The 24,534-nt window shown below is 66.1% G+C and carries 24 protein-coding genes and 2 pseudogenes; 12 read left to right on the forward strand and 14 right to left on the reverse strand.

Going from position 1 to position 24,534, the window contains the following annotated elements; genetic code table 11:
• The first annotated feature begins 120 nt into the window (after window positions 1–120).
• The 4 genes and pseudogenes from betI to FPJ27_RS16425 form a co-directional block, all read left to right on the forward strand.
• Window positions 121–705 (forward strand): transcriptional regulator BetI, encoded by a 585-nt coding sequence (betI, locus tag FPJ27_RS16410; RefSeq protein WP_175962213.1) that lies wholly within the window; start codon window positions 121–123, stop codon window positions 703–705.
• A 31-nt stretch (window positions 706–736) separates the two neighbouring features.
• Window positions 737–2,206 (forward strand): betaine-aldehyde dehydrogenase, encoded by a 1,470-nt coding sequence (gene betB / locus FPJ27_RS16415; protein WP_204421826.1) that lies wholly within the window; start codon window positions 737–739, stop codon window positions 2,204–2,206.
• Between the two features lie 16 nt (window positions 2,207–2,222).
• Window positions 2,223–3,923, forward strand: coding sequence for a choline dehydrogenase (betA, locus tag FPJ27_RS16420; protein WP_204421827.1), 1,701 nt, complete (start codon window positions 2,223–2,225; stop codon window positions 3,921–3,923).
• Between the two features lie 302 nt (window positions 3,924–4,225).
• Window positions 4,226–4,509, forward strand: a pseudogene (locus FPJ27_RS16425) (TIGR03751 family conjugal transfer lipoprotein); the annotation flags it as partial.
• A 23-nt stretch (window positions 4,510–4,532) separates the two neighbouring features.
• On the opposite strand, the gene FPJ27_RS16430 reads toward FPJ27_RS16425, so the two are convergent.
• The 11 genes from FPJ27_RS16430 to FPJ27_RS16480 form a co-directional block, all read right to left on the reverse strand.
• Window positions 4,533–5,819: a type II toxin-antitoxin system HipA family toxin gene (locus tag FPJ27_RS16430; RefSeq protein WP_204421828.1), complete on the reverse strand. Its 1,287-nt coding sequence runs from the start codon at window positions 5,817–5,819 to the stop codon at window positions 4,533–4,535.
• Window positions 5,812–6,126 (reverse strand): helix-turn-helix transcriptional regulator, encoded by a 315-nt coding sequence (locus FPJ27_RS16435; protein ID WP_343300749.1) that lies wholly within the window; start codon window positions 6,124–6,126, stop codon window positions 5,812–5,814. The genes FPJ27_RS16430 and FPJ27_RS16435 overlap by 8 nt, the downstream gene beginning before the upstream one ends.
• A 474-nt stretch (window positions 6,127–6,600) precedes the next feature.
• Complete coding sequence (locus FPJ27_RS16440; protein ID WP_204421829.1) at window positions 6,601–7,200, reverse strand: dual specificity protein phosphatase family protein; 600 nt, start codon at window positions 7,198–7,200, stop codon at window positions 6,601–6,603.
• Between the two features lie 13 nt (window positions 7,201–7,213).
• Window positions 7,214–7,708: a hypothetical protein gene (locus FPJ27_RS16445; RefSeq protein WP_204421830.1), complete on the reverse strand. Its 495-nt coding sequence runs from the start codon at window positions 7,706–7,708 to the stop codon at window positions 7,214–7,216.
• Window positions 7,705–8,847, reverse strand: coding sequence for a glycosyltransferase (locus tag FPJ27_RS16450; RefSeq protein WP_072442013.1), 1,143 nt, complete (start codon window positions 8,845–8,847; stop codon window positions 7,705–7,707). Before FPJ27_RS16450 ends, FPJ27_RS16445 begins: the two co-directional genes overlap by 4 nt.
• A 374-nt stretch (window positions 8,848–9,221) precedes the next feature.
• A complete protein-coding gene (locus tag FPJ27_RS16455; protein WP_204421831.1) occupies window positions 9,222–10,325 on the reverse strand; it encodes a hypothetical protein in 1,104 nt (367 codons plus the stop codon).
• 225 nt (window positions 10,326–10,550) lie between these two features.
• Window positions 10,551–11,054, reverse strand: a complete 504-nt coding sequence (locus FPJ27_RS16460) for a hypothetical protein (RefSeq protein ID WP_034180772.1) — start codon at window positions 11,052–11,054, stop codon at window positions 10,551–10,553.
• A 121-nt stretch (window positions 11,055–11,175) separates the two neighbouring features.
• Window positions 11,176–12,000, reverse strand: coding sequence for an OmpW family outer membrane protein (locus FPJ27_RS16465; RefSeq protein ID WP_204421832.1), 825 nt, complete (start codon window positions 11,998–12,000; stop codon window positions 11,176–11,178).
• Between the two features lie 73 nt (window positions 12,001–12,073).
• Complete coding sequence (locus FPJ27_RS16470; protein WP_204421833.1) at window positions 12,074–13,327, reverse strand: DUF2957 domain-containing protein; 1,254 nt, start codon at window positions 13,325–13,327, stop codon at window positions 12,074–12,076.
• Window positions 13,328–13,398: 71 nt separating this feature from the next.
• Window positions 13,399–15,012 (reverse strand): DUF2957 domain-containing protein, encoded by a 1,614-nt coding sequence (locus tag FPJ27_RS16475; protein ID WP_204421834.1) that lies wholly within the window; start codon window positions 15,010–15,012, stop codon window positions 13,399–13,401.
• 614 nt (window positions 15,013–15,626) lie between these two features.
• Window positions 15,627–15,923: a cupin domain-containing protein gene (locus FPJ27_RS16480; protein WP_204421835.1), complete on the reverse strand. Its 297-nt coding sequence runs from the start codon at window positions 15,921–15,923 to the stop codon at window positions 15,627–15,629.
• Between the two features lie 434 nt (window positions 15,924–16,357).
• On the opposite strand from FPJ27_RS16480, the gene FPJ27_RS16485 reads away from it, so the two are divergent.
• The 4 genes from FPJ27_RS16485 to FPJ27_RS16500 all read left to right on the forward strand — a co-directional run bounded on the left by FPJ27_RS16485 (window position 16,358) and on the right by FPJ27_RS16500 (window position 19,923).
• Window positions 16,358–17,302, forward strand: a complete 945-nt coding sequence (locus tag FPJ27_RS16485; protein ID WP_072442024.1) for an ABC transporter ATP-binding protein — start codon at window positions 16,358–16,360, stop codon at window positions 17,300–17,302.
• 5 nt (window positions 17,303–17,307) lie between these two features.
• On the forward strand, window positions 17,308–18,069 hold the full coding sequence (locus FPJ27_RS16490; protein WP_021160316.1) for an ABC transporter permease: 762 nt from the start codon (window positions 17,308–17,310) through the stop codon (window positions 18,067–18,069).
• Window positions 18,070–18,231: 162 nt separating this feature from the next.
• Entirely contained in the window at window positions 18,232–19,656 is a 1,425-nt protein-coding gene (locus tag FPJ27_RS16495; protein ID WP_204421836.1) for an MFS transporter, read from the forward strand.
• Window positions 19,657–19,668: 12 nt separating this feature from the next.
• The gene (locus FPJ27_RS16500) at window positions 19,669–19,923 is read left to right on the forward strand and encodes a hypothetical protein (protein ID WP_239483219.1); all 255 of its coding nucleotides are present in this window, start codon (window positions 19,669–19,671) and stop codon (window positions 19,921–19,923) included.
• Window positions 19,924–19,966: 43 nt separating this feature from the next.
• On the opposite strand, the gene FPJ27_RS16505 is transcribed toward FPJ27_RS16500, so the two are convergent.
• A complete protein-coding gene (locus tag FPJ27_RS16505; RefSeq protein ID WP_072442027.1) occupies window positions 19,967–20,197 on the reverse strand; it encodes a hypothetical protein in 231 nt (76 codons plus the stop codon).
• A 209-nt stretch (window positions 20,198–20,406) separates the two neighbouring features.
• On the opposite strand from FPJ27_RS16505, the gene FPJ27_RS16510 reads away from it, so the two are divergent.
• The 4 genes and pseudogenes from FPJ27_RS16510 (at window position 20,407) to FPJ27_RS16525 (ending at window position 23,005) form a co-directional block, all read left to right on the forward strand.
• Window positions 20,407–20,838: a YciI family protein gene (locus FPJ27_RS16510; RefSeq protein ID WP_204421837.1), complete on the forward strand. Its 432-nt coding sequence runs from the start codon at window positions 20,407–20,409 to the stop codon at window positions 20,836–20,838.
• 164 nt (window positions 20,839–21,002) lie between these two features.
• Window positions 21,003–21,809: a DinB family protein gene (locus FPJ27_RS16515; RefSeq protein WP_204421838.1), complete on the forward strand. Its 807-nt coding sequence runs from the start codon at window positions 21,003–21,005 to the stop codon at window positions 21,807–21,809.
• A 49-nt stretch (window positions 21,810–21,858) separates the two neighbouring features.
• A pseudogene (locus FPJ27_RS16520) lies at window positions 21,859–22,014 on the forward strand (alpha/beta hydrolase); the annotation flags it as partial.
• Between the two features lie 112 nt (window positions 22,015–22,126).
• The gene (locus tag FPJ27_RS16525) at window positions 22,127–23,005 is read left to right on the forward strand and encodes an alpha/beta hydrolase family protein (RefSeq protein ID WP_177318404.1); all 879 of its coding nucleotides are present in this window, start codon (window positions 22,127–22,129) and stop codon (window positions 23,003–23,005) included.
• A gap of 142 nt (window positions 23,006–23,147) precedes the next feature.
• Here FPJ27_RS16525 and FPJ27_RS16530 read toward each other — a convergent pair whose 3' ends face one another.
• Window positions 23,148–23,378: a hypothetical protein gene (locus tag FPJ27_RS16530; RefSeq protein WP_204421839.1), complete on the reverse strand. Its 231-nt coding sequence runs from the start codon at window positions 23,376–23,378 to the stop codon at window positions 23,148–23,150.
• A 207-nt stretch (window positions 23,379–23,585) separates the two neighbouring features.
• Entirely contained in the window at window positions 23,586–24,485 is a 900-nt protein-coding gene (locus tag FPJ27_RS16535; protein ID WP_204421840.1) for a hypothetical protein, read from the reverse strand.
• Window positions 24,486–24,534 lie beyond the last annotated feature (49 nt).

Genomic DNA, 24,534 nt, shown 5'->3' on the forward strand with positions numbered 1-24,534 from the left:
CACACACCGCCGAGACCCTGTCATCGTCAGACCCCCGATTTTTTGTTGATTGATCGTTCAATAAAAAACCGCTAAGCTCTCGACTTCCATGGATGGCCCGTCCGGGCGAAGGGAGTCGCGATGCCGAAAGTCGGAATGCGGGAGATACGCCGCGCGCAGTTGATCGACGCCACGCTGCGTTCGATCGACGAAGCGGGCCTGCCCGGCACGACGCTCGCATCGGTCGCGCAACGCGCGAAGATCTCGACGGGCATCGTCAGCCACTACTTCGGCGACAAGGACGGCCTGCTCGAAGCGACGATGCGGCACGTGCTGCGCGACCTGTGGTCGGCCACCACGCGCCGCCGCGTGGCGGCACGCAAGGATCCGCGTTCGCGGCTGCGTGCAGTCGTCGCCGCGAACTTCGACGAGACGCAAGTCAGCGCGCCCGTGATGAAGACGTGGCTCGCGTTCTGGTCGCAAAGCATGCACGACCCGATGCTCAAGCGCCTGCAGCACGTCAACACGCGGCGCCTTCATTCGAACCTGTGCGCGGAATTCGCGAAGGCGTTGCCGCGCACGAAGGCGCGCGAAGCCGCCAGCGGCCTCGCCGCGCTGATCGACGGCCTGTGGCTGCGCGGCGCGCTCGCCGGCGGCCCCATCGACACCCGGGCGGCGCTGAAGCTCGCCCACGATTACATCGACCTGCTGCTCGCGTCCGACTGACGCGCACGCAGTCGCCCTCAAGGAGATCCTCATGTCCGTATTCGGTTTGCAGCGCCTCTACATCGGCGGCGGTTACGTCGACGCCACGAGCGGCAAGACTTTCGACACCTTCGATCCCGCCACCGGCGAGCTGCTCGCGCAGGTGCAGCAGGCGAGCGCGGCCGACGTCGACCGCGCGGTTGCGTCCGCGCAGGAAGGCCAGCGCGAATGGGCTGCGATGACCGCGATGCAGCGCTCGCGCATCCTGCGCCGCGCGGTCGACCTGCTGCGCGAGCGCAACGACGAGCTCGCGGCGCTGGAAACGCGCGACACCGGCAAGCCGATCGGCGAAACACTCGCGGTCGACATCGTCACCGGCGCGGACGTGATCGAGTACTACGCGGGCCTCGCGACCGCGATCGAAGGGCTGCAGGTGCCGCTGCGCGCCGATTCGTTCGTCTATACGCGCCGCGAGCCGCTCGGCGTGTGCGCGGGCATCGGCGCATGGAACTACCCGATCCAGATCGCGTGCTGGAAGACCGCGCCCGCGCTCGCGGCCGGCAACGCAATGGTGTTCAAGCCAAGCGAAGTCACGCCGCTGACGGCGCTGAAGCTCGCGGAAATCTATACGGAAGCCGGCGTGCCGGCCGGTGTGTTCAACGTCGTGCAGGGCGACGGCTCGGTCGGCGCGCTGCTCACGGGCCACCCGGACATCGCGAAGGTGTCGTTCACCGGCGGCGTCGAGACGGGCAAGAAGGTGATGTCGCTGGCCGGCGCATCGTCGCTGAAGGAAGTGACGATGGAGCTCGGCGGCAAGTCGCCGCTGATCGTGTTCGACGATGCGGACCTCGACCGCGCGGCCGACATCGCGGTGACCGCCAACTTCTTCAGCTCGGGCCAGGTCTGCACGAACGGCACGCGCGTGTTCGTGCACCGCTCGATCAAGGACGCGTTCACGCAGCGCGTGCTCGAGCGCGTGAAGCGCATCCGCGTCGGCAAGCCGACCGATGCCGACACCAACTTCGGCCCGCTCGTGTCGGCCTCACAGCTCGACAAGGTGCTCGGTTTCATCGAAAGCGGCAAGGCCGAAGGCGCGAAGCTGCTCGCCGGCGGCACGCGCCTGACCGACGGCCACTTCGGCAGCGGCCAGTACGTCGCGCCGACCGTGTTCGGCGACTGCCGCGACGACATGAAGATCGTCCGCGAGGAAATCTTCGGGCCGGTGATGAGCATCCTCGATTTCGAATCGGAGGACGAAGTGATCGCCCGCGCGAACGACACGCACTACGGCCTCGCGGCCGGCGTCGTGACCGAGAACCTGTCGCGCGCGCACCGCACGATCCATCGCCTCGAAGCCGGCATCTGCTGGATCAACACGTGGGGCGAATCGCCGGCCGAGATGCCGGTTGGCGGATACAAGCAATCCGGTGTCGGACGCGAGAACGGCATCACGACGCTCGAGCACTACACTCGGATCAAGTCGGTGCAGGTCGAGCTCGGCCGCTACAACCCGGTGTTTTAAAGGAGGACAACCCGTCATGACGACACGCGAATACGACTACATCATCTGCGGCGCAGGCTCCGCGGGCAACGTGCTCGCAACGCGCCTGACGGAAGATCCGGACGTCACGGTGCTGCTGCTCGAAGCGGGCGGCCCCGACTACCGCTTCGACTTCCGCACGCAGATGCCGGCCGCCCTCGCCTATCCGCTGCAGGGCCGCCGCTACAACTGGGCGTACGAGACCGATCCCGAGCCGCACATGGACAACCGCCGGATGGAATGCGGCCGCGGCAAGGGGCTCGGCGGCTCGTCGCTGATCAACGGCATGTGCTACATCCGCGGCAACGCGCTCGACTACGACAACTGGTCGACGCACAAGGGTCTCGAGAACTGGACGTATCTCGACTGCCTGCCGTACTTCAAGAAAGCCGAGACGCGCGACGTCGGCCCGAACGACTACCACGGCGGCAACGGCCCTGTGTCGGTCACGACCAGCAAGCCGGGCGTGAACCCGCTGTTCGAAGCGATGGTCGACGCGGGCGTGCAGGCCGGCTATCCGCGCACCGACGACCTGAACGGCTATCAGCAGGAAGGCTTCGGCCCGATGGACCGCACCGTCACGCCGCACGGCCGCCGTGCGAGCACCGCGCGCGGCTATCTCGACCAGGCCCGTGCGCGGCCGAACCTCGAGATCGTCACGCACGCGCTCGCCGACCGCATCCTGTTCGACGGCAAGCGCGCATCGGGCGTCACGTACCTGCGCGGCAGCGAGCGCGCGACCGCGCATGCGCGCCGCGAAGTGCTCGTGTGCAGCGGCGCGATCGCATCGCCGCAACTGCTGCAGCGCTCGGGCGTCGGCCCCGGCGCATGGCTGAAGGAACTCGACATTCCCGTCGTGCTCGACCTGCCCGGTGTCGGCCAGAACCTGCAGGACCACCTGGAGATGTACATCCAGTACGAGTGCAAGGAGCCCGTGTCGCTGTACCCGGCGCTCAAGTGGTGGAACCAGCCGAAGATCGGCCTCGAATGGATGCTGAACGGCACCGGCCTCGGCGCGAGCAACCACTTCGAGGCGGGCGGTTTCATCCGCACGCGCGACGACGATCCCTGGCCGAACATCCAGTATCACTTCCTGCCGGTGGCGATCAACTACAACGGCTCGAACGCGATCGAGATGCACGGCTTCCAGGCGCACGTCGGCTCGATGCGCTCGCCGAGCCGCGGCCGCGTGAAACTGCGCTCGCGCGACCCGAACCAGCATCCGAGCATCCTGTTCAACTACATGGCCGAAGCGCTCGACTGGCGCGAGTTCCGCGATGCGATCCGCGCGACGCGCGAGATCATGCGGCAACCCGCGCTCGACCGCTATCGCGGCCGCGAGCTGAACCCGGGCGCCGACTGCAAGACCGACAAGGAGCTCGACACGTTCGTGCGTGCTCGTGCGGAGACCGCGTTCCATCCGTCGTGCTCGTGCAAGATGGGTTACGACGACATGGCGGTGGTCGACGAAGAGGGTCGCGTGCACGGGCTGGAAGGCCTGCGCGTCGTCGATGCGTCGATCATGCCGATCATCACGACCGGCAACCTGAACGCGCCGACGATCATGATCGCGGAGAAGATCGCCGACAAGATTCGTGGGAAGCAGCCGCTCGCGCGCGTCGATGTGCCGTACTTCGTCGCGAACGGCGCGCTCGCGCGCGATGTCGCGAAGGCGGTGAGGCAGCCGGAGACGGTTTGACGACGGCGGGCGTGCTGCCCGCTCATCGGCATATTGACGAAACGCCGCCGGCAGTGATGGTTGGCGGCGTTTTCGTTTCTTTTACGGTGACTTGCGCGGAAGCGAGTTCCCGACTTGCAGCCATGTGATCACATCGGCCGGATGAGTTCGCGGGCGCACGCGCTTTGAAATGAGGCTGCCGGGGTTCAGGGCAGCGGACCAGCCGACGACAGTCGAGTACGCATGCCACTGCACCGCCGAAAGCGCGGACGAGCGGCAAGTAGAACGAAAACCCGCGAAGACGTCGCGCTCTTTTGGCGAATGCGGAAGGCGGCCAGTCCGCACGCCTGCTGCTCGACGCCGCCAGCAGTTGTGCCGGCCATTGCCTGAGCAGGACGCACCGATTGACGGCAGCGCTTACACCCACACGGCTCAGAACGAGATCTACCGCCCGTTCCATCGGCTGCCCAATCCCGATCTGGTCATGTACGTGTTCCCGCACCTGGCCGGCACCGATCTGGTGCCGGTGCCCGGATACTCCACAGTGTTCCCACCGTACCAGCGGGTGCAGTACGCGCTACCGGGCGAACGGCTGGAGGACTTCTGAACCGTTCGTCGGCCGGTTCATCTTCACCGGTGAGCGCGGCCCACGGGACCCTGGCGTAGCAGAGCAACGTTCTCGTTGATGCGGCCTTGGATCGTGCGCAAGGTATCTCGATTAATAATCCGCGGGTGCATGTTCTCGGCCGTGTCCGAGAATTGGCTGGCCACTTCGCAAATGCCGTCAATCATTCTGCTGGCAACGTCCTGGGGCACTTCGGCTTCCTCGGCAAGCCGAAGCATGTGTGCGCGGGAAATCTCCAGTGCCTCACCCATCACGTCCATTTGGTGATATCCACCGGGTCCCTCGCAGAAGGTCACATCGTAGGCCGGCGCCAGTCTCCACTGACCATTTGGCGCCATGACGTAGGAGAAGTTCTTGGGATGGTCGTCTCGGTTGTTGAACGCGACGTTGAAGACGGCACGCTCGAAGGCCCTCCCCATCTCTCGCACATCGTTGGTACAGATCTGGCTCGCCCGCAAGAAGTTGAAGTAGTCCAACGACCCCGCAATCTGGTAATCGGCCCCCGTAAACGCCGCGAGACTCTGCATGGGGACGCGCAATCCGTCATGCCGATCAAAGCGCTTGCTGGCGAACGCCGCCAGCCCATTGGGCAAACTGAAGTACTGCGTGTCCGGGGTCTCGATGCCACATCTGCGCAGACATTCGGCGTAGACCATCTCGATGGCGCACACCTCGGCATGCTCTTCTCTGGCCGGGAACTTGACCAGCCAGGCGTCGAAGCCCGGCGTGACGGCCGTGGTAAACCCACCGGTTTGCGGATCGCGATAGACCAAGGCCTTGGGCCTTGCACCTTGGGGCGAGCCGCCCACCCGCAGCAACGTCTGCAGGAACTCACTACCTTCACCATGGAGCACTTCCTGCACTTCGACAGCAAGCTGTTGCAGCGGGATGTGGACGTCCGGCGCCTCTCCTTCGGGTGCGACGGGTTCAAACGTCATGGCCCCCATCGCGTTGCTACCGATATAGGCCAACCGCTCCAGGGCGCCAATGCGGGCCGTGTTGAGTCCACGGCGCCTGAACATACGGTCCATCAGCAGCATGCCCCACCCGTCTGGCAAGGCGTCATAGACAGGCCCCGGAAGTTGCAATTGATGGCCTGGGAAATCTCGCCGCAACTGAGGGCCCTCCAGCGGCAGCGTGTACGAAGACAGCTCCAGGCCCCTTTGCCTGGCCTCGTTGCTGTACTCGAACACGATCAGTGGGCGACCGGTCAGGGCAGTCGTGGAAACCAGCGTGCCCCAATGCCATCGCTCCCCCCAGCCCTCGTAGAAGACATTCACTTGTTCAGGCATTGCTGGACTTTCTCTTTGTACGGAGGCGCTTGGCTGTTTTCTCGTAGCGCAGAATGTCCTCGATGCTGTCCAGCTTTGGCTGGAACAGACCTTCGAACTCCTTGATTCGGCCGAGCGCCATCGCCACCCGGACCACGGCCTCGAAGCCAACATTGCGCCCGGCCTCCAGGTTGGACACGGTGTTGGCCCCAATGCCGGCACGCCCGGCCAGATCCGACTGTGTCATGCCCAGAGCCAAACGCTCTGTGCGCAAGCGATCGCAGAGGCGCTTGACGACCTCACTCGGCTTGCTAAAGCTTAAATCCAACATAGTGTGTATCTACCCCCTTCTATGCCAGTTAGCACCCAAAATTATAGAATTAACGCCACCTTGGTTCAAGAGGCGTAATTCCTCAATTTAGTGCCTTATCGGAAAGATTACGCAAATAGCCACAATATAATGGAGTTAAGCAGCTCCACACCAAAGAAGCGGCCGATCAGACCGCTCCGGGGCTGCGCGGACTATCCGGGGCAGTGCGGAGGTCAGATCGCATGTTGCACGAGTGCACGGCCTTGTTCGCCCCCGCTTCTGAAGAAAGGAAGTCTGTCGGGCCACAAGGCGCCAATCATGACCACACTTCAGATTCGCGGCAGGAAGCCGCTCGCGTGCTTCGTCGTGCGTTACTTCGTCGCGAAGGCGGTGCGGCAGCCGGAGGCGGTCTGACGACGGCGGGCGCACTGCCCGAACGTCCACTAAAAACGCCGCTGACGATCACCGTCAGCGGCGTTTTTCCTTTCCGGCTCAGCCGTTGTTGACCTCTTGCCGCAAACGCTCGACGTCGACGTGCTTCAGGTAATTCGTGATGTTCTGCCAGATCGGATGGAACCCGTAGCCGCCGTGCTGCAACTCATCGAGCGCCTGCTCGCGCGTCCAGCCCTGGTACACCATCCGGTACAGCGCCGACACGAGCCCGGTGCGATCGGCGCCATGCTGGCAATGGATCAGCACCGGGCCGTCCTGGTCGGCGGTCCGCAGCGCCTTCAGCGCGGCGACCATGTCTTCGTCGCGGATGTACCACGTGTTGATCCGGATGCGCTGCATCGTGATCTGCGTGCCGGCCAGGATGCTGTCGTCCGCGTGAAACGCGCGGAAGCTGATGACCTTGCGGATGCCGAGCTTCTGCAATTCCGGCACGTCTTCCCGCGAGAGCTGCGCGCTGCGGTACAACGCCGGCGTGATGCGATGCAGGTTGTTCACGCGCGCATCGGCAATGTTTTGCGCCCATTGGATCGGTCGGGCCGCGATCGGTCGGGCCGCAACGCCGGAAACCGCGTCCGCGTATGCCGGCTGCACGAGCCCGGCAAGCGTGACGGCGATCGCGGCAATGAAGGCGATTTTCATGTTGGTTCGGTGTTCAGTGGAATGCGCGCTTGCGCTCGCGCGACAGGATGAACAGGACGATCGCGGCGGCGCTCATCGTCCAGTAGTCGGTGGGCGCCACGCCCAGCCAGTGGACATGCCACGGCACGTGCGCCGGGTTGAAGCGGGCAAGACCGTAGGCCGGATTCAGCACGAACCACAGAAAATCCTCGGTCAGCCAGAACACCATGATGCACGCGATGATGCGGGCTTCGATGCGCCACGACCAGCGCCCGTTGAATACGGGCGGCAGGTGGAAGAACAGCGCGACGAACGGGAACACCCACGCGTGGTATCCGGTCATCGGGCGCCCGCCCCAGAAGATGTCGAGCAGCCAGTGCTTGTCGATGCGCCAGGTCGGCAGGTTGGCGGCCCACCCCGCGCTGCCCTCGATCTGGATCTCGACGTTCGCGAAAAAGAACGCGAGCAACATGACCCATGCGACGACGAACAGCGTTTGGCGCGTCGGCACAAAGCGCGCGACGCTCATGCGGCAGGCTCCAGGCCGAGTACGCGATCGAGCACGAAGCGGCCGGCCAGCGGCCGCCCGAGCGGGGCCAAACGGCGGCGCATGTCGGCCAGGCGCTCCGGCGTCTGCAGCAGCGCGCGGATCCGGTAGACGAGCGCATCGTCGTCGATGGCCTTCAGCGCAACGCCCTGTTCGAGCAGGAAATCCGCATTGCGCTCCTCCTGGCCGGGAATCGGCGAGTTGACGATCATCGGCAGCTGCATCGCGAGACATTCGGACGTCGTCAGGCCACCCGGCTTCGTGATGACGAGGTCGGCGCAGGCCATCAGGCGTTCGACCTGCTGCGTGAAACCCTGCGGAAAGAGCCGGCCCGGATGCTGCGCGGCGAGCGTCTGCAGCGACGCCAGCATCGTCTGGTTCTTGCCGGCCAGCGCGATCAACTGGAAATCGGCGTCCATCTCCAGCAGCCGCGTCGCCAGCACGTCGAGCCCGCCGAGACCCGCGCCGCCGGACATCATCAGGAACGTCGGTCGCGCGGGATCGAGGCCGAACTCTGCCGCGCAGGCTGCGCGATCGAGCGGCCGGCCGAACGCCGGCATGATCGGGATACCGCTGACGTGCACCGTTTCGGGCGCCATGCCGCGCGCGTGCATGCGCCACGCAATCTCGTCGTTGGCCGCGAAATAGCCGCGCATGTTCGGCACGACCCACATGCTGTGCAGGTCGAAATCGGTGACCTGCACCCACACCGGCGTGTCGACGCGCCCCTTGCGGATCTCGCGCGACAGCAGTTCGGCGGGCAGAAAGTGCGTGCAGATGATCGCGTCCGGGCGCTGCCGTTCGATTTCCGCGAGCAACTGCCGGCAATTGAGCCGCTCGATCGCGCGCCGGATCTTCTGCGACGGCGCGGCGGGATCGACCTCGTCGGTCTTCTGATACAGGTAGCCCCACAGCGCCGGCTGGCTGCTGACGAGCTTGATGTAGAGGTCGGTGTACAGCTTGCGAAATCCGGTGGAGACGAAATCCATCACGTCCAGGTGCGTGGCTTCGATGCCGGCGGGATGGCTGTCGGCAAATGCGCGGATCGCTTCGGCCGCGCGGGTATGACCGGCGCCGGCGCTGACGCTCAGGAGAAGAATTTTTTTGTTGTGCTTTGACATCTGACTGACCGTTTCGATGAAGGTGATCCGGACGCGGGTTCGGCAGCGGCGCTCTCACGCGACTGCGTCTCGCTTCCGGCTTTCGACAAGCTTGGCGGATCTTCGGAGGTGCGGGCGGGTACTCCGAATCGATCGATCGCCGGCATCGTCTGCGGAATCATACTGCGTCCGGACGATGCGGCCCGGATCTGCCGCCGCCGCGCTGTCAGTCAGGATCGCTGGCGCGCGGTCGGCAGGAGGCGCCGACCGCGCGTGGCGGCTAGGGGCGCCGCCGCTTCATGCCCCACTCGCGCGCGCGAATGGGGTGCCGTATTTCAGCGCGAACGGGTGCTCGCGCGCAGGTCATGTCGTTTCATGTCGGCAAAAGCCGAGTGTCAGCGGGCCTTCTCCGCGTCTTCGCCGAACCTGGCAGTCGCCACGGCCCGCGTCCGCACCCGCTTTGCGCGGACGATCGGGTTCCATCGCGACGTCAGGCTCATCGCGTCGCGCAGGCGTTCGAACGCGACATCCTCCTTCGGCCCGAAGCGGCTGACCGCCGGCCACGCGAGCACGTCGTCGAGCCACGTCTGCCATGTGTCGCCATGAAAACGACGGCCGATTTCGCGCACCGCGTCCGGCGCGGCGATCACGATGCCCGTCAGCAGGTAGTACGCCCAGAAGCTGCCCGCGCCGGCGAGTCGGTCGAGCCGGCACACGGACAGCGCGGCAAGCAACCCGTCCACCGATGCGAGATCGGCGCGATTCGTACGGATCGCCCGCGCGACGAGGTTGTGCTGACCACCATACGCGGCAACGGAGATCCCGTCGCCTGCGGCAAGCGCGGCCGAGAACATCGCGAGCGCGGCCATCTCGTCGATGCGTGATGCGTCGTCGCGCGGGCCGCACACGCGCAGCACGATCGCGTCGATGATGGCACCGTGACGGGCCGACGTTTCCGCACTCGCCGCCGCGATGACAGCCAGCTTTTCTCTCAGGTTCTTCGCAGGCGGCGCCTCGCCATGCTCTTCTCCTTCATGTGCGTCGCCGTTGCATTCGACACCGCCGGCAATCCGCGCGAGCGCGGCCCAGCCGACATCGGGATCGTCGAATGCGCACGCATCGATCACGCCGTGCGCCGCATCGAACACGGCGCGCGAGCCGGGGCAACAGCGTTCGGCTTCGGCAAGCTGCCGCGCGGAAGGCACATGCGAGCACGCGCCGAGCACGTCGGCCGGGTCGCAAGCGCAGCCGCCGCCATCCGTTGCGATCCACGGCGCAAGCCCGTGAAGAACGGCCGCTGCGTCACGAGACAGGCTCTCGCCTGCCCGCATGCGTATCGCGTATGACGCGACGACTGCCGTGTCGCCGGCGTCGCCCGCCGCCGGTGCGCAAGCGGCGGCGTCGAGATGTTCGATCAGGTACTGCAGCCACGCGGCCGTGCGCAGCCGGTCAGGCGTCGCGCCGCGGGCATCGCCATACTTCGCTGGGTCGGTGAGCATGGGTCGTCCGGGAGTGTTCTGGCCAATTGGAATAATGTCGTTTCAGTCCGCGCGGTACACCGTGCCGACCTTGCAGGTCCGCCCGCATCGGATCGCGATGCGGGCGGCCAATCGGCCGTCGCGCCGATACGCGCGACGGCTCGAACGCATCGAAGCTGCGGAAACCCGCCGCGCATGCCGCACGGCCCTCGCGCACGGCGGACGCCCCGCTTCGATCCGCGACGCTTACTGCACGTGGAACTTCGGCGACGTCGTGACCGTGCCGGACACCGTGCAATTCGGCGTCAATGCAGCGTTATTGAACGTCAGCGACGAGTTCGGATCGTTCCATGCCGTTACCACCTTGCTCGGGCCGCACGCGCCGAGCAGCGCGACGTTCACCTGCACGTTGTTGATCGACAGCTGCGTCGTGCTGTCGGCCTGGCCCGTCCACGGCGACGTGCTGCTCGCGCTACCGCTGATCAGTCCGCACGTGGCGCCTCCGGCGAACTGCGTCGACGTGATGTGGACGATGCCGGTCGACGTGATCGTCCCGTTGAACGTCGCGGTACAGTTTGCGCTGATCGATCCCTTGCTCAGCGTCGTGAGCCCCGATACGGAGAACGGCTCGCCGTTCGGGTTCATCGGCTGCCCGTCAGCGCGCGAAACGGTGACTGCGAAAGCAGGCGCGGCCGAAACCGCGGTGAATGCCACTGCAGCAACAAGCGATACGATTTTGCGAATGCTCATTTGAACTGCCCCCTCTCTTCACAAATGGCGGCACGCCGCCAGGAACGCAACCGTCCGGCCGAAAGAGCCCGGCCGGCCGGTCGCAGGAAGCCGCCGGCACGCGTCATGCGCGCCGGTCGGCTCAGAACTTGTAGGAAATCCCGACGAACGTGATCAGCGGATCGGCCTTCAGCCGCGTGCGCGTGGTCGCGAGCGTCGAACCGTCGGCCGCCTTGATCACGAGCGACGAGTACGTCTTCAGCGGCATGTACGTCAGCGTCGCGGTGAGCCCCCAGTGCTTGTCGATCGCATAGCTCGCGCCGATGTTGTAGACCGGCGTGAACGACGACGACGCCTTGCCCTCCACCGACGTCGGCCCCGGCTTGCCGGCGCCGGCCGCGAGCACGCTGCCGAGGTTTTCGTTGATGTCCTTCGCGAAGTTGCCGTTCAGCTCGATGTTGCTGAACCAGCTGTAGGCCACGCCGATCCCGACGAACGGGCGGAACCTCGCCGTCGGTGCATTGAAGTAGTACTGCAGAATGATCGTGGGGCTCCACTGCCGCGCGTTCTTCACCGCCGGCTGGTTCGACGTCTTGTCCATGTCGACCGAACCGAGCGAGCCGGCCGGGCCCGGCGGCCGGATCACGCCGTGCCCGGTCAGCGTGAACTCGGGCGGCACGCCGAGCACCGACGTCACCGCGATGTGGTCGGTGAAGAAGTGCGTAAGCGTGAGGCCGACCGTATCGGCGTTGTTGACCGTCAGGCTCGTGCCCGGCGACGTGAACGACCCGGGCAGGCGCAGCGGCCCGTTGATCGGCATGTTCGCGAGATTCGTCGTCAGGCCGTTGGTCGAATCCTGCGGCATGATGTGCAGCCAGCCCAGCGTCGCGACGTTGTCGCCCGCCTGCTGGGCCGATGCGAGCGTCGACACGCCTGCGACGACACCCGCGACAATCAGCTTCTTCATGAAGTCTCCCTCTCATTCTGTCCGGGCGCCGCGCATCCGCGCGCGACGCCGCCGTGTCTCCGTCCGGGTGTGGTCACTGCACGAACGCGCCGACCGTGAAGTACGGATTGCTCGTATCGGCCATGTCGAGGAACCCGAATACGCCGCCGGTGAACACGAACTTGCCGGTCGCCGGCCCCGACGCAGCATCCGCATGCACGGTCGTCACGACGCCCGGCACCTTCTGCGTGAAGTCGAGGTTCAGTGCGCGCGTGAGCGCGGCCTGCGACGCGTTGAACGGATCGAGCAGCGTGGCCTGCGCGCCGACGAGTGCGGTCGCGCGGTAGTTGAACGCGCTGTCGACGCCCGTGTACTCGCCGTTCTGCGAGCCGAGCGCAATCGCCGTCTGCGGGCTCAGGAACGAGATGCCCGATTCGTCGTCCGCGCTCGGCGGCCCCTGCGTGAGGTCCGCGTTCGCGGCGCCGGTGCGGATGAAGACCGGCACGAGCTGGTTGCGCAGCTTGCCGACGATCAGGATCCCCTTGCCGGCCTTCGCCGGATCGAGCGCGGCGAGCGTCGGCGGAATCTGCGGCTGGTAGTTGAGCGACTGGAACGCCGGCGCATCCGGACGCAGCGTGAACGGCTGGTTCACGGTCGTGCTCGACGCAAGCGGCTGCCCGCCGTTCTTCTTGCCGAAGTTGTCGGTCTCGACGTAGCTGCCGTCCGCGTTGATCGTCACCTTCTGATCGAGCGCCACCGGCTGGAAGTTCTGCGACGGCACCTGGTGATAACCGAGCTGGTTGTAGGTGCCGGCGATCTTCGTCAGGTCGGTCTCCAGCGACGAGAAGCTGATGAACGGGTAATACGGGAACGTCGTCTTCGGAATCCTGCCGACGCCGATCACGCCGTCGAACTGGATCGTCGCGCCGGGGATCGCGCCGCCCAGCACGCCTTCGCCGAGGAACAGCCGCGCGGGCCGGCTCGGATCGAGGCTCGCGTTCTGCATCCGGAACGTGCACTGGTTCAGCTTCACCGTCGGCAGGCCCGTTTCGTCGGCCAGCGTGCCGTCGACGACGTTGGCCGGCGCAGTGTCGCGCGTCGGCTGCACGGTGCCCGCGGTAGTCGGCACCGGCGATGCGAGGTAGGTCATCCGGAACGTCATCTTCGTGGTGTCGAGCTGCACTTTCACGAGCTCGCCCGACCCGGAGCCGCCGATGAATACCGTGCTGTAGTCGATCGTCTGCGGGCACAGCCGGACCGCCGGCGCGGGCGGCGGGTCGCCGTCGCCGCCGCACGCAGCCAGCACGGGTGCGAGCGAGGCCGCAACCATCCATTTCTTCACATTCATAGGAATCCTCTTGAAATTCGATTCGCCGGCGGCGACGCATGCGCCGCCGGTGTGACTTGTTCGGTACGCAGTTACTGGACGAACGCGCCGACCGTGAAGAACGGGTTGACCTGGCTGTTGTTGACGACCATTGCGTAGACGTTGCCGGCCGTCACGATCCAGCCCGTGTCGCCCTTCTTGAAGATCGCGACATTGCCGCTTGCGCCCTTCGCGTTGAAATCGCTGTTGGCCGTGACCTTGATCTTGCCGGGCGACGCCTGCGTGTAGTCGAGCGCGAACTGCGAGGTCACCGAAGACGTCTGCGGATCGATGAATGCCGCGGTGCCGCCCTGGAACAACGTCGACGTGTAGTTCGCGGAGATCGTCGACACGGCAGTGCCGTCGTTGCAGCTACCCGCTTCCGCCATGAAGAAGCCGTTGGCAAAGGTGCCCGGCAGATCCGGGTGCGGCACCTGGTTATCGAAGCTCGGGCCGGACTGCGCGATGGTGTTCCCCACGCCGGTAGATGTCACGACACCGCATGCGGATGCGCTCGTCGCGCCGATGTAACCGCCCTTCAGCGAGTTCGCGGCAATCGCGGTGGACGACGAGAGCATCGAGATCCCGACTTCGGCATCGGCGACCGAGGCGAGCGGATTGCTCGTATCCACATGGGTATAGCCGACGCGAATCACGATCGGCACCCGTACGCCGTTCAGCTTGCCGACGATCATGATGCCCTTCGCCTGACTCGGCGTCACGATCACGAGGCCCGGCGCCTGCCCGGCGACCGGATACGCAACCGTACCGAACGGGTTCGCCACCGCATTGCTCACGAACACGTTGTCCGCCGACCCGTCCGCGTTCTTGCGCAGCGTCCACGGCGACCCGGTCGTCTGGCACGAGTAGTCGCTGCCCTGCGTGATCGTGCACGAACCGTCCGCATTGAACGTCTGGTTCCAGTTGACGACGTCCGGCTCCCAGCCGACAGCCCCGTTCGCATCCTGGGCGGTACCGCCGACCGGCGACAAATGGATACCGACTTCGTTGTAGTTGCCCGCGACCTTCGTGAAGTCGGTTTCCGTTTCGACAAAGCCGATGAACGGATAGAAATCGAATGTGCGCGACGGCACCACGCCAAGGACAAAACCCGGAATCGGCTCGATGCCCTGGAACGCGATCGTCGCCCCCGGAATTCCGCCGCCAACCACGCCATTGCCGACGAACAGCATCGGCGGATCGGTACGCTTGATCGTCACCGAATACGCGCCGTCGCTGGTCGCGCCGCTGTCGAGCACGAACGCGCAGCGGTTCTGCTCGGCGGTCGGAAGGTTGGTCGGATGATGGAATGCGCCGCTGATCGTCAGGCCCGCGCGCGTGTTGTTGACCTGCCCCGCCGACGTCGGTACCGACGATTCGATGAACTGCATCTGATACGTGAGCTTGGTCGTGTCGAACTTCACCTTCACGTATTCGCCGCTGCCGGCGCCACCCGTGTAGGTCGTCGTGTAATCGAGCGAATCGGGACACAGCTTCGTCACGACGGGCGGTTGCGTGATCGCGCCGCTCGGCCCGCATGCGCTGCCCGAGCACTGCGGCACGTTGATCGGCCCCGGATCGTCGCCGCCGCCGCAACCGGCGACGAACGGCAGCGCCAGCACCGCGCACGACAGGATTACCTTCCGCCATTCAGGAATGCAAATCATCAACCCCTCCTTTACAGGTACGGCAAGTCTCGTCCGGACGGGCTGCATGGCTCGCCGGTTGGTATCGCGCCGCCGCACGAGCGCGCGGCGCATGATGGTGTTCGCAATGCAACCGCCCTGCAGCTCATGCACATGCGACGAAAGCCGCGGCGGCAGACAAGCGCGCTCCCGCGGCGCCGTCATGCGGCACGGCGCCGTCGGAACGATCGAAACGGAAAGTGGTGCGCCGCTACACGGCGATGCGGCAACGCAGGCTGACGACGTATGTCGCGCCTGCATTCAGCGAAAAACTGGGAAACGGCAGTCCGGTTGGCCCCGCGGATACGCGTCGCATGAATTGGTCTCCGTACGTACGCTCGATTCGTTATCGTGATGCGTCGTTTGACGAGACTATGATCGGACGATACGCACAAGTAAATGGATGCAGAGTTCCAAACGGCCGGAACCGCACGATCCTAGTGTTTTCACGGTGTTTGACAGTTTTTCAAACGGCCTTCATTTTATTTGCTCAGACAAATAGATGGCCCGTGCGACGGGCTTGCGCGGCAGGCCGCTTTCCGCGCCGGGAGGCCGAGCCGGCTCGCAGGCGGCCCCGCGAACGCGGCGCGCGACCTTTACACGTCGATGATCGCGAGCGTACCGTGGCTGCCGGGCAGCACCGCGTGGCGCGTGCCGGCGAGCGCGAGATACATCTGCCCGGCCTCGACCACGACCGTTTCCGCGCCGATTTCGAGCATCAGCTGGCCGTCGAGTACCAGCAGCCCTTCGTTGTAGTCGTGCACTTCCGCTTCGTACGGCTGCGCATCCATGCGCAACACCTTGATCCTGGCCGGCCCGACCTCGCCGACGATCGTGGATTTCCACGCGGCGGCCTGCGCGGCCGCGACGGATTTGAAATCGATCAAAGACATTCGCCCCGCTCCGTGAACCGTGAAAGGAACGCATTATCGCGAGCGCCAGGCATGCCGTCCCGGTACGGCGCAGAGGCGTTCGGGCAGCACAGTCGGCGGGCCGGCCGCCGCGCGGCCGCGAGAAAACGCGATCGCCGTCCGGTTCGGCGGAAACAGGCCAAATTGTTCGAACAACTCAAACAAAGCACCACTCTATTGAGCAACACCCGGCCATTTCAAGCAAATCCGGCACCGACAACGCATGGCCTTTCCACCGAAATGCATTTCCATCTACCGATTGCTAATATGGCGGTCCCGCGATCCCGCACCACAACGCCGTTCGACATGACGCCCGTTCGCCATGCCGTCCCCGATCCCGGCCGCTTCGCAGCGGCGGCGACTCCGGGCACGTGCGGCGCACACCGTCGCGCCGGCCGGCCGTGCCATCCGTGAGCATGCAACCGATCCTTTCCGTCTCCGACCTCTCCAAGACTTACGCGTCCGGCTTCCAGGCGCTGAAGCACGTGACCCTCGACATCCGCCCCGGCGAGATCTTCGCGCTGCTCGGGCCGAACGGCGCCGGCAAGACGACGCTGATCGGCTCGATCTGCGGCATCGTCACGCCGACCGAAGGCCGCGTGACGGTCGGCGGCCACGACATCCGCGATCAATACCGCGCTGCCCGCGAAATGATCGGCCTCGTGCCGCAGGAGCTGACCACCGACGCGTTCGAAACCGTGTGGGCGACCGTGTCGTTCAGCCGCGGCCTGTTCGGCAAGGCGCCCGATCCCGCGCACATCGAGAAGACGCTGAAGGCGCTGTCGCTGTGGGACAAGCGCGACAGCAAGCTGATGACGCTGTCGGGCGGGATGAAGCGCCGCGTGATGATCGCGAAGGCGCTGTCGCACGAGCCGCGCATCCTGTTCCTCGACGAGCCGACCGCCGGCGTCGACGTCGAGCTGCGCCGCGACATGTGGAAGCTCGTCGATTCGCTGCGCGAAAGCGGCGTGACGATCCTGCTGACCACGCACTACATCGAGGAAGCCGAGGAAATGGCCGACCGGATCGGCATCATCCTCGGCGGCGAGCTCGTGCTCGTCGAGGAAAAGCACGAGCTGATGCGCAAGCTCGGCAAGAAGCAGCTGACCGTGCAGCTCGAGCAGCCGCTCGCGGACGTGCCGCCCGCGCTCGCGCCGTTCGGGCTCGAACGAGCGGACGACGGCGCCGCGCTCGTCTACACGTACGACTCGCAGCGCGACGACGCGAGCATCGCGACGCTGATCAACGCGCTCGGCTCGGCCGGCATCGGCTTTCGCGACCTGCACACGACGCAGAGCTCGCTCGAGGATATTTTCGTCAGCCTGATCGACAACCGCCGCAACGGCGCACAAGGAGCCTGACGCGCATGAATCTTCATGGAATCCGCGCGATCTACCGCGCAGAAATGGCCCGCACGCGCCGCACGCTGATGCAGAGCATCATCGCGCCGGTGATCTCGACGTCGCTGTATTTCGTCGTGTTCGGCTCCGCGATCGGCTCGCGCATCAGCGACGTGAACGGCATCGGCTACGGGTCGTTCATCGTGCCGGGCCTCGTGATGCTGTCGCTGCTGTCGCAAAGCATCTCGAACGCGTCGTTCGGCATCTACTTCCCGCGCTTCACGGGCACGATCTACGAGATCCTGTCCGCGCCTGTGTCGTACTGGGAGATCGTGATCGCCTACGTCGGCGCGGCCGCATCGAAGTCGATCCTGCTCGGCGTCATCATCCTCGCGACGGCCGGCCTGTTCGTGCCGCTGCACATCCTGCATCCGTTCTGGATGGTGCTGTTCCTCGTGCTGACGGCGGTCACGTTCAGCCTGTTCGGCTTCGTGATCGGCATCTGGGCCGACAGCTTCGAGAAGCTGCAGCTCGTGCCGCTGCTGATCATCACGCCGCTCACGTTCCTCGGCGGCAGCTTCTATTCGGTCGACATGCTGCCGCCCGCGTGGCGCGTCATCACGCTGTTCAACCCGATCGTGTATCTGGTCAGCGGCTTCCGCTGGTCGTTCTACGGGCTCGCCGACGTGCACGTGTGGATCAGCCTCGCCGCAACCGGGCTGTTCCTCGTGATCCTGCTCGCGATCGTCGCGTGGATGTTCCGCACCGGATACAAGCTGAAGAACTGACGCCAACCGACTCATCCCGCGCCGCCCGCCGATGACGCATTTGGGCAAGCAGGCGGCGCTTTTCCTCTGATGCGGCATTTTGTGGTCGCGTCTACTGAATACCGAAGCATCGGGGCCTTGGAGCATGCGCTGCGAGGCCCTTTTTCATTTCAGAGGACGCCAATGCCCGCCGCCACCGCTCCCGCCTCCGCCGCCGCCCGGCTCGAACGCCTGCCGTTCTCCGGCTATCACAAGCGGATCTTCTTCATCATCGCGATCGCGTTTTTCTTCGACTCGGTCGATCTCGGCACGATGACGTTCGTGCTCGGCTCGATCCGCAAGGAGTTCGGGCTGTCGACCGCGGCCGCCGGCCTCGTTGCGAGCGCAAGCTTCTTCGGGATGGTGCTCGGCGCGGCCGTCGCCGGCCTGCTCGCCGACCGCTTCGGCCGCCGGCCGGTGTTCCAGTGGAGCATGGTGCTGTGGGGCGCCGCGTCGTACCTGTGCTCGACCGCACAGAGCGTCGACGCGCTGATCGTCTACCGCGTGCTGCTCGGGATCGGGATGGGGATGGAATTCCCGGTCGCGCAGACGCTGCTGTCCGAATTCGTGCCGACCGAGAAGCGCGGCCGCCTGATCGCGCTGATGGACGGCTTCTGGCCGCTCGGCTTCATCACGGCCGGCGTCGTCGCGTACTTCGTGCTGCCGCAGTTCGGCTGGCGCACGGTGTTCGCGCTGCTCGCGATTCCCGCGGTGTTCGTGCTCGTCGTGCGCCGCATCGTACCCGAATCGCCGCGCTGGCTCGAACATGCGGGCCGGCACGCGGAAGCCGACGCGGTAATGCACGCGATCGAGGCGAAGGTGATGCGCTCGGCCGGCGTCGCGACGCTGCCGCCGCCGTCGCGGCTCGCCGAACCGGTGGCCACACGCGGTCGCGGCGCGCTGCGCGAGATCTGGAGCGGCGTGTACCGCCGCCGCACGGTGATGGTATGGCTGCTGTGGTTCTTCGCGCTGCTCGGCTTCTACGGCCTCACGTCGTGGCTCGGCGCGCTGCTGCAGCAGGCCGGCTTCGAAGTCACGAAATCGGTGTTCTACACGGTGCTGATCTCGCTCGGCGGCGTGCCGGGCTTCCTGTGCGCCGCGTGGCTCGTCGAACGTTGGGGGCGCAAGCCGACCTGCATCGCGTCGCTGATCGGCGGTGGCGCGATGGCGTACGCATACGGCCAGAGCGCGCTGTACGGCGGCAGCATGGCGCTGCTGATCGGTACGGGCCTCGCGATGCAGTTCTTCCTGTTCGGGATGTGGGCCGCGCTGTACACATACACGCCCGAACTGTACGGCACCGGCGCGCGCGCGACGGGCTCGGGCTTCGCGTCGGCGATCGGGCGCGTCGGCTCGCTGATCGGGCCTTACGTGGTGGGCGTCGTGCTGCCCGTGTTCGGCCAGGGCGGCGTGTTCACGCTCGGCGCGCTGTCGTTCATCGCGGCCGCGGTCGCCGTGTGGACGCTCGGGATCGAGACGAAGGGCCTCGCGCTGGAGCAGTTGGCGGCCGGCGACGAAGCCGGCGGCAGCGGCCGGTATCCGGGGGCGGCAATGGACGAGGTGTCCTGATCCGCGGATCGGATGGCGATTTTCTTTCAGGCCGGGAAGGCGTTCGGCGCCGACGACGAAGCAACGGACGACCCGCTGCCGGCGATCGTCGATTCGATCGAGCGCTCGGACTACCTGCCGTCGCTCGCGCACCTGGCGAGCGCGCTGCGCCATATCCAGACGCTCGATCTCGACATCATCCTGCCGATGCACGGGCCGGCCATCACGCACGACATCCCGCGCGTGCTGGCCGGTGCGATTGCGTATTGCGAGGCGGCGGCCGCGTAACGCACGCAGGCGGCGATGCAAGCGTTGATATGACGGATGCCGGTCAGGCGCCGGTGACGACGAACTCTTCGGCCGCCTTGCGCTGGACCGCGGCCATCACCGCCAGTTCACGCTTGCTGCGCGCGTCGGAGGACACGACGCCCGTCGCGTGCTTCGCCTTCGCGCCCAGCGGGAAAAACACGAACGACGCGCCGTCCGGGGCGGACGGCTCGGCACGCAAGCGTTTGTTCAGGATTTTCAGGTATTTCTTCTTCGAGACTTCTTTAGCAGCCATGGCACCCTCCGCGTAAACGTGGTGAGGATCAGCATACCAGTTTTGGCGGGGCGCTCCGCGGCAGCGCCCGCCGGTTCGCCCGTCATCGAAAATTCTTCGTGCACGATGTCGATTCGCGCCATTCTCGCGCGTCGTATTGTCGTAGCCGATCGTTTTGCCGTCGGCACGACCAGCGGCAACCCCCGATTCCCGTTCAAGGAGATACGACAATGCGCGTCATGGTAATCGTCAAGGCGACCGCCGATTCCGAGTCCTCCCGGATGCCCGACACCGAAATGCTGGCCGCGATGGGCCGCTTCAACGAAGAACTGGTGAAAGCCGGCATCCTGCTCGCCGCCGACGGGTTGCACCCGAGCAGCCGCGGCAAGCGCGTGCACTTTTCCGGCAAGAACCGCACCGTCATCGACGGCCCGTTCGCCGAAACGAAGGAACTCATCGCGGGCTACTGGCTGTGGCAGGTCAAGTCGATGGAAGAAGCCGTCGAATGGGTCAAGCGCTGCCCGAATCCGATGCCCGGCGACTCCGACATCGAGATCCGCCCGCTGTTCGAGCTCGAGGAATTCGGCGACGACTTCACGCCGGAGCTGCAACATCAGGAAGCGCGCATACGCGCGGAAATCGACGCCCGGCAGAAATCCTGACCGGCGGGCGCGCGCGAATCTCGCGCACCCGGGATCGCGCCGAAGCGCGACGCGGCGCCCGACATGCGTCGCGTCGCACCATCTCTCGCCCGAATGAACCGGTTGACGACATCTCACCTGGTAACGTATCGTTTTGACACGTTACCAGGTGAGGTCCGTTCGCCATGCATTCCCGTTTCGACCGTTTCCGCACCACCGCGCTCGGCACCCAGCTCGAAGCGCTGATCGCACAGCCCCAGCGCTATCCGGAATTCGCGGCACTGTCGCGCGTCGGCATCGCCGCGATCGGCGCGATCCAGCACGAGATCGCGCGCAACTTCCCCGAAATCGAAGCCGACACGACAGCCCGCCAGTTCTGCGGCGCGATGGTCGCGGAAGTCATGCGCCGCCACGGCCACGACGTCGTGCAGGCGCGCGGGCGGCTCGGCGGCACGCTGTTCAGTTATGGCGCAGTGTTCAGCGCGTATCCGCAAACGCTGCCGTTCGCCGACGTCGTCGCCGAGTTGGCCCGCATGCCCGACCGGCTCGCCGCGTATGCCGCACACGTACCGGCCGCGCTGTGGACGCGCCGCCCGGCCGGCACGGGATTCTCGCTGGTCGAGCATGCGTGCCACCTACGCGACCTCGACGCGGTGTTCGCCGAACGCATCGACGCGGTGCGAACGGTCGAACTGCCGGTGATCGCGTCGATCGACGGCACCGCGCTCGCCGCGCAGCGCGACTATCCCGCGCAGCCGCTCGACCGTGCCGTCGCCGCATTCCGCACCGGCCGCGCCGCGCTGTGCGCAACGGCCGCCGCGCTGGAACCCGCGCAGCTCGCGCGCTGCGGGCTGCGCGACGGCATCCGCCGCATGTCGCTCGACGAACTCGTGCGCGAACTGCTCGACCACGACCGCACGCACGTGCTCGAACTCGACGAGCTGCTCGCCGAACTCGAGTTGCCGCCCGTTCCTTCCGCGCCCGCCCGATGACCCTGCCCGCGCCCGTCGACCTCATCCACGGGTTCATCGGCACGTTCGACGTGCAGGCTCGCACGTGCCGGACCGGGCACTCGCGCGCCGCGCCGGCTTCGACACGATCGAACGCTGCGGGCACCTGATGCCGGCCGAGCGGCCCGACGCGTTTCGCGCGGCAGTCGCGCGCATCGTGTGTGCGATGTGTGCGCCGCCCTCCTGACAAACCCGTAGGATTCGCCGAAATATGGTTGAAAGGTGCGGTTGCTAGAGTCGTCCGAACAGGGTTTTCCCGGTGCCCCGGCGCCGGACAGGGTCGACACATGCAAGGATCGATGCACCTGGCACGCGCCTTCTGGCTGCTTCTGCTGCTCGCCGTCACGAGCCCTGCCTTCGCGTTTCATGCGCGGGTCGTCGCGATCCCGAGCGCCGCGATGAGCGAAACGCTCAGGGCGACCGTCGTGCTGCCCGACGACTACGCACACGCCAACCGCAACGGCGAACGCTATCCGGTCGTCTATCTGCTGCACGGCTCGGGCGGCGACCATACCGACTGGACGTCGAACACGCACATCGCCGCGCTGGCCGACCGCTACCGCGTGATCCTCGTGATGCCCGACGGCGGACACGAAAGCTGGTACATCGACAGCCCGTTCGATTCGGGCAGCCGCTACGAAACCTTCGTCGGCGACGAAGTCGTGTCCTACGTCGATTCGCACTTCCGCACGATCGCGACGCAGCGCGCCCGCGCGATCACCGGGCTCAGCATGGGCGGCTTCGGCGCGCTGCGCATCGCGCTCGACCGGCCCGACACGTTCGGCGCGGTCGGCAGCATCAGCGGCGCGGTCGATCCTCGCTGCTGCGAGGACGAGCCGGGCATCGACCACGTGTTCGGCGATCCCGGCCGCCATCCGTCGTTCTGGAACCGCAATGCGATCGTCGAAAGCGCTCGTACGTTCGTGCGCGCCCATCTCGACGTGACGATCGATTGCGGCCGCGACGACGCGCTCGTCGGCTCCAACCGCACGCTGCACGAACGGCTCGTCGCGCTCGGCGTGCCGCACGACTACGCGGAGCGGCCCGGCGGCCATACTTGGGATTACTGGGCGAATGCAATCCGCTACCAGATGCGGTTCTTCGCGGCGTCGTTCCAGCATCGCGGCTACGCGTTCCATCCGGCACCCCCTGCACCGGGCATGACGCGCGCGGGCTGACGCGCGCGCCGCGCGCAGTGGCGCAACGCGGTTCAACGGTATCGATTCGATGCGGTCGGATTGAACGACAGACGTGCCGAACAGCAGCCGGCAACAGAAAGAAAGTGCGCCGATCGACGCGACTAAAGCGGCAACGCCTGGATCAGATCCGGCGCGCCGCGTCGGCACTCACCACGCGATCGAAGACTTCCTGCGCGCGCGCCAGCTCGTCGAGCGCGCGATCGAGGCGCGACATCGCGCGTGCGTATTCGGCCGACGAGACGTCGTCGTCGCTTTCGCCGCGTACCGCTCGAAAGGCCTGATCGACGTTGCGCGTCGCTTCGACGAAGCGTTGCGCGGCCCGGGCTTCCCGCGAACAGATATGGGTCGACATCGACACTTCTCCCTCAGGATTGCAGTGTGAAGCAAGCCGACGCTCAGTGTGCGTGGTGCGCATGTCGGCGGCATGAACCACGATCCATCGATCGTCGACGCATCGGCCGCCGCGCAGCGCGCTTCGTGCCGATTGTCCCCCTGCGCTCGCCGATCCGCTACGGCGAGATTGCAACAAATTCTTGTGCAACCTGCTCCGCGCCTGCCGTCACGCGCGCCCGATGCGCGGATGCGCAAGGCCGCCGAACGCAGCAGCCTCGCCCGACGACAGGTCGAACAGATCGCCGGTGAGATCGCGCGGATGCTCGACCGCCGGCCGGCTGCGCAATCGCGCCGCATGCGCGGGTGCGACATACGCGGCCGCGGTTTCGATCGGCGGTACGTCGAACAGGTCGCGCGTGACGCCGCGCACGGCATCCGTCGGCGAACGGCCGCGCAAGCGCGCAACCAGCTCGACGAAGCGATCGAAATCGCCTGCGCGCGTCGCCTTGTTCACTTCCGCGAGATCGCGCGCCTTCAGCACGCACGGCTGCGCGAGCCGCACGAAATACGGCGCTTCGAGCTCGACCGACAGCGCGAGCGGATAGCTCCTGCCCGTCTGCTCCTTCGCGCGCCCGACGCAATTGACCACGGCCGCGCCCTGTGCGGCGCCAAGCGGCTTGCCGGTGCTCACGCTGCGCAGGTGATCGGGAAACACGCGCAACTGCGTGCCGACCGTCAGCGCGGTGGACGACGCGCACACGAGCGCGTAGTGCTGTTCGCGGCGACGGCCCGACGGCAGCGTCGAGCGGCTCGCGATGAACGTGTGCGGCGGAAGCGGCCGCACCTGACCGCTCGCGTCGACCCATGCATTCCACAGCAGCGCGTCCTTGCGCTCGCTCGCGCGCGGACGCGATGCGACCGGCGAAAACAGCGCGAGCAGAGAGCCCGTGCGATGCGCGGCGACTTGCGCGCTGCTGCCGAGCGGCTGGTTGATGCCCCACAGAAAACGCCCGCCCCCGAGCCGGCGCTCCCATTCCTTGCGGAGCACGACGGTCGGCAGTTCCTCGCCGGACTCGGTACCGATCTTGGTCCAGCAGAACGTGGGTGGGAGGTGTTTCAGCGTCATCAACTTTCTCGGGATACAGCCTCGCTGGTGACAGGAAGCCCATTCAACA

This window comes from Burkholderia sp. MS455, assembly GCF_016899445.1.
Lineage (GTDB): Bacteria > Pseudomonadota > Gammaproteobacteria > Burkholderiales > Burkholderiaceae > Burkholderia > Burkholderia pyrrocinia_C.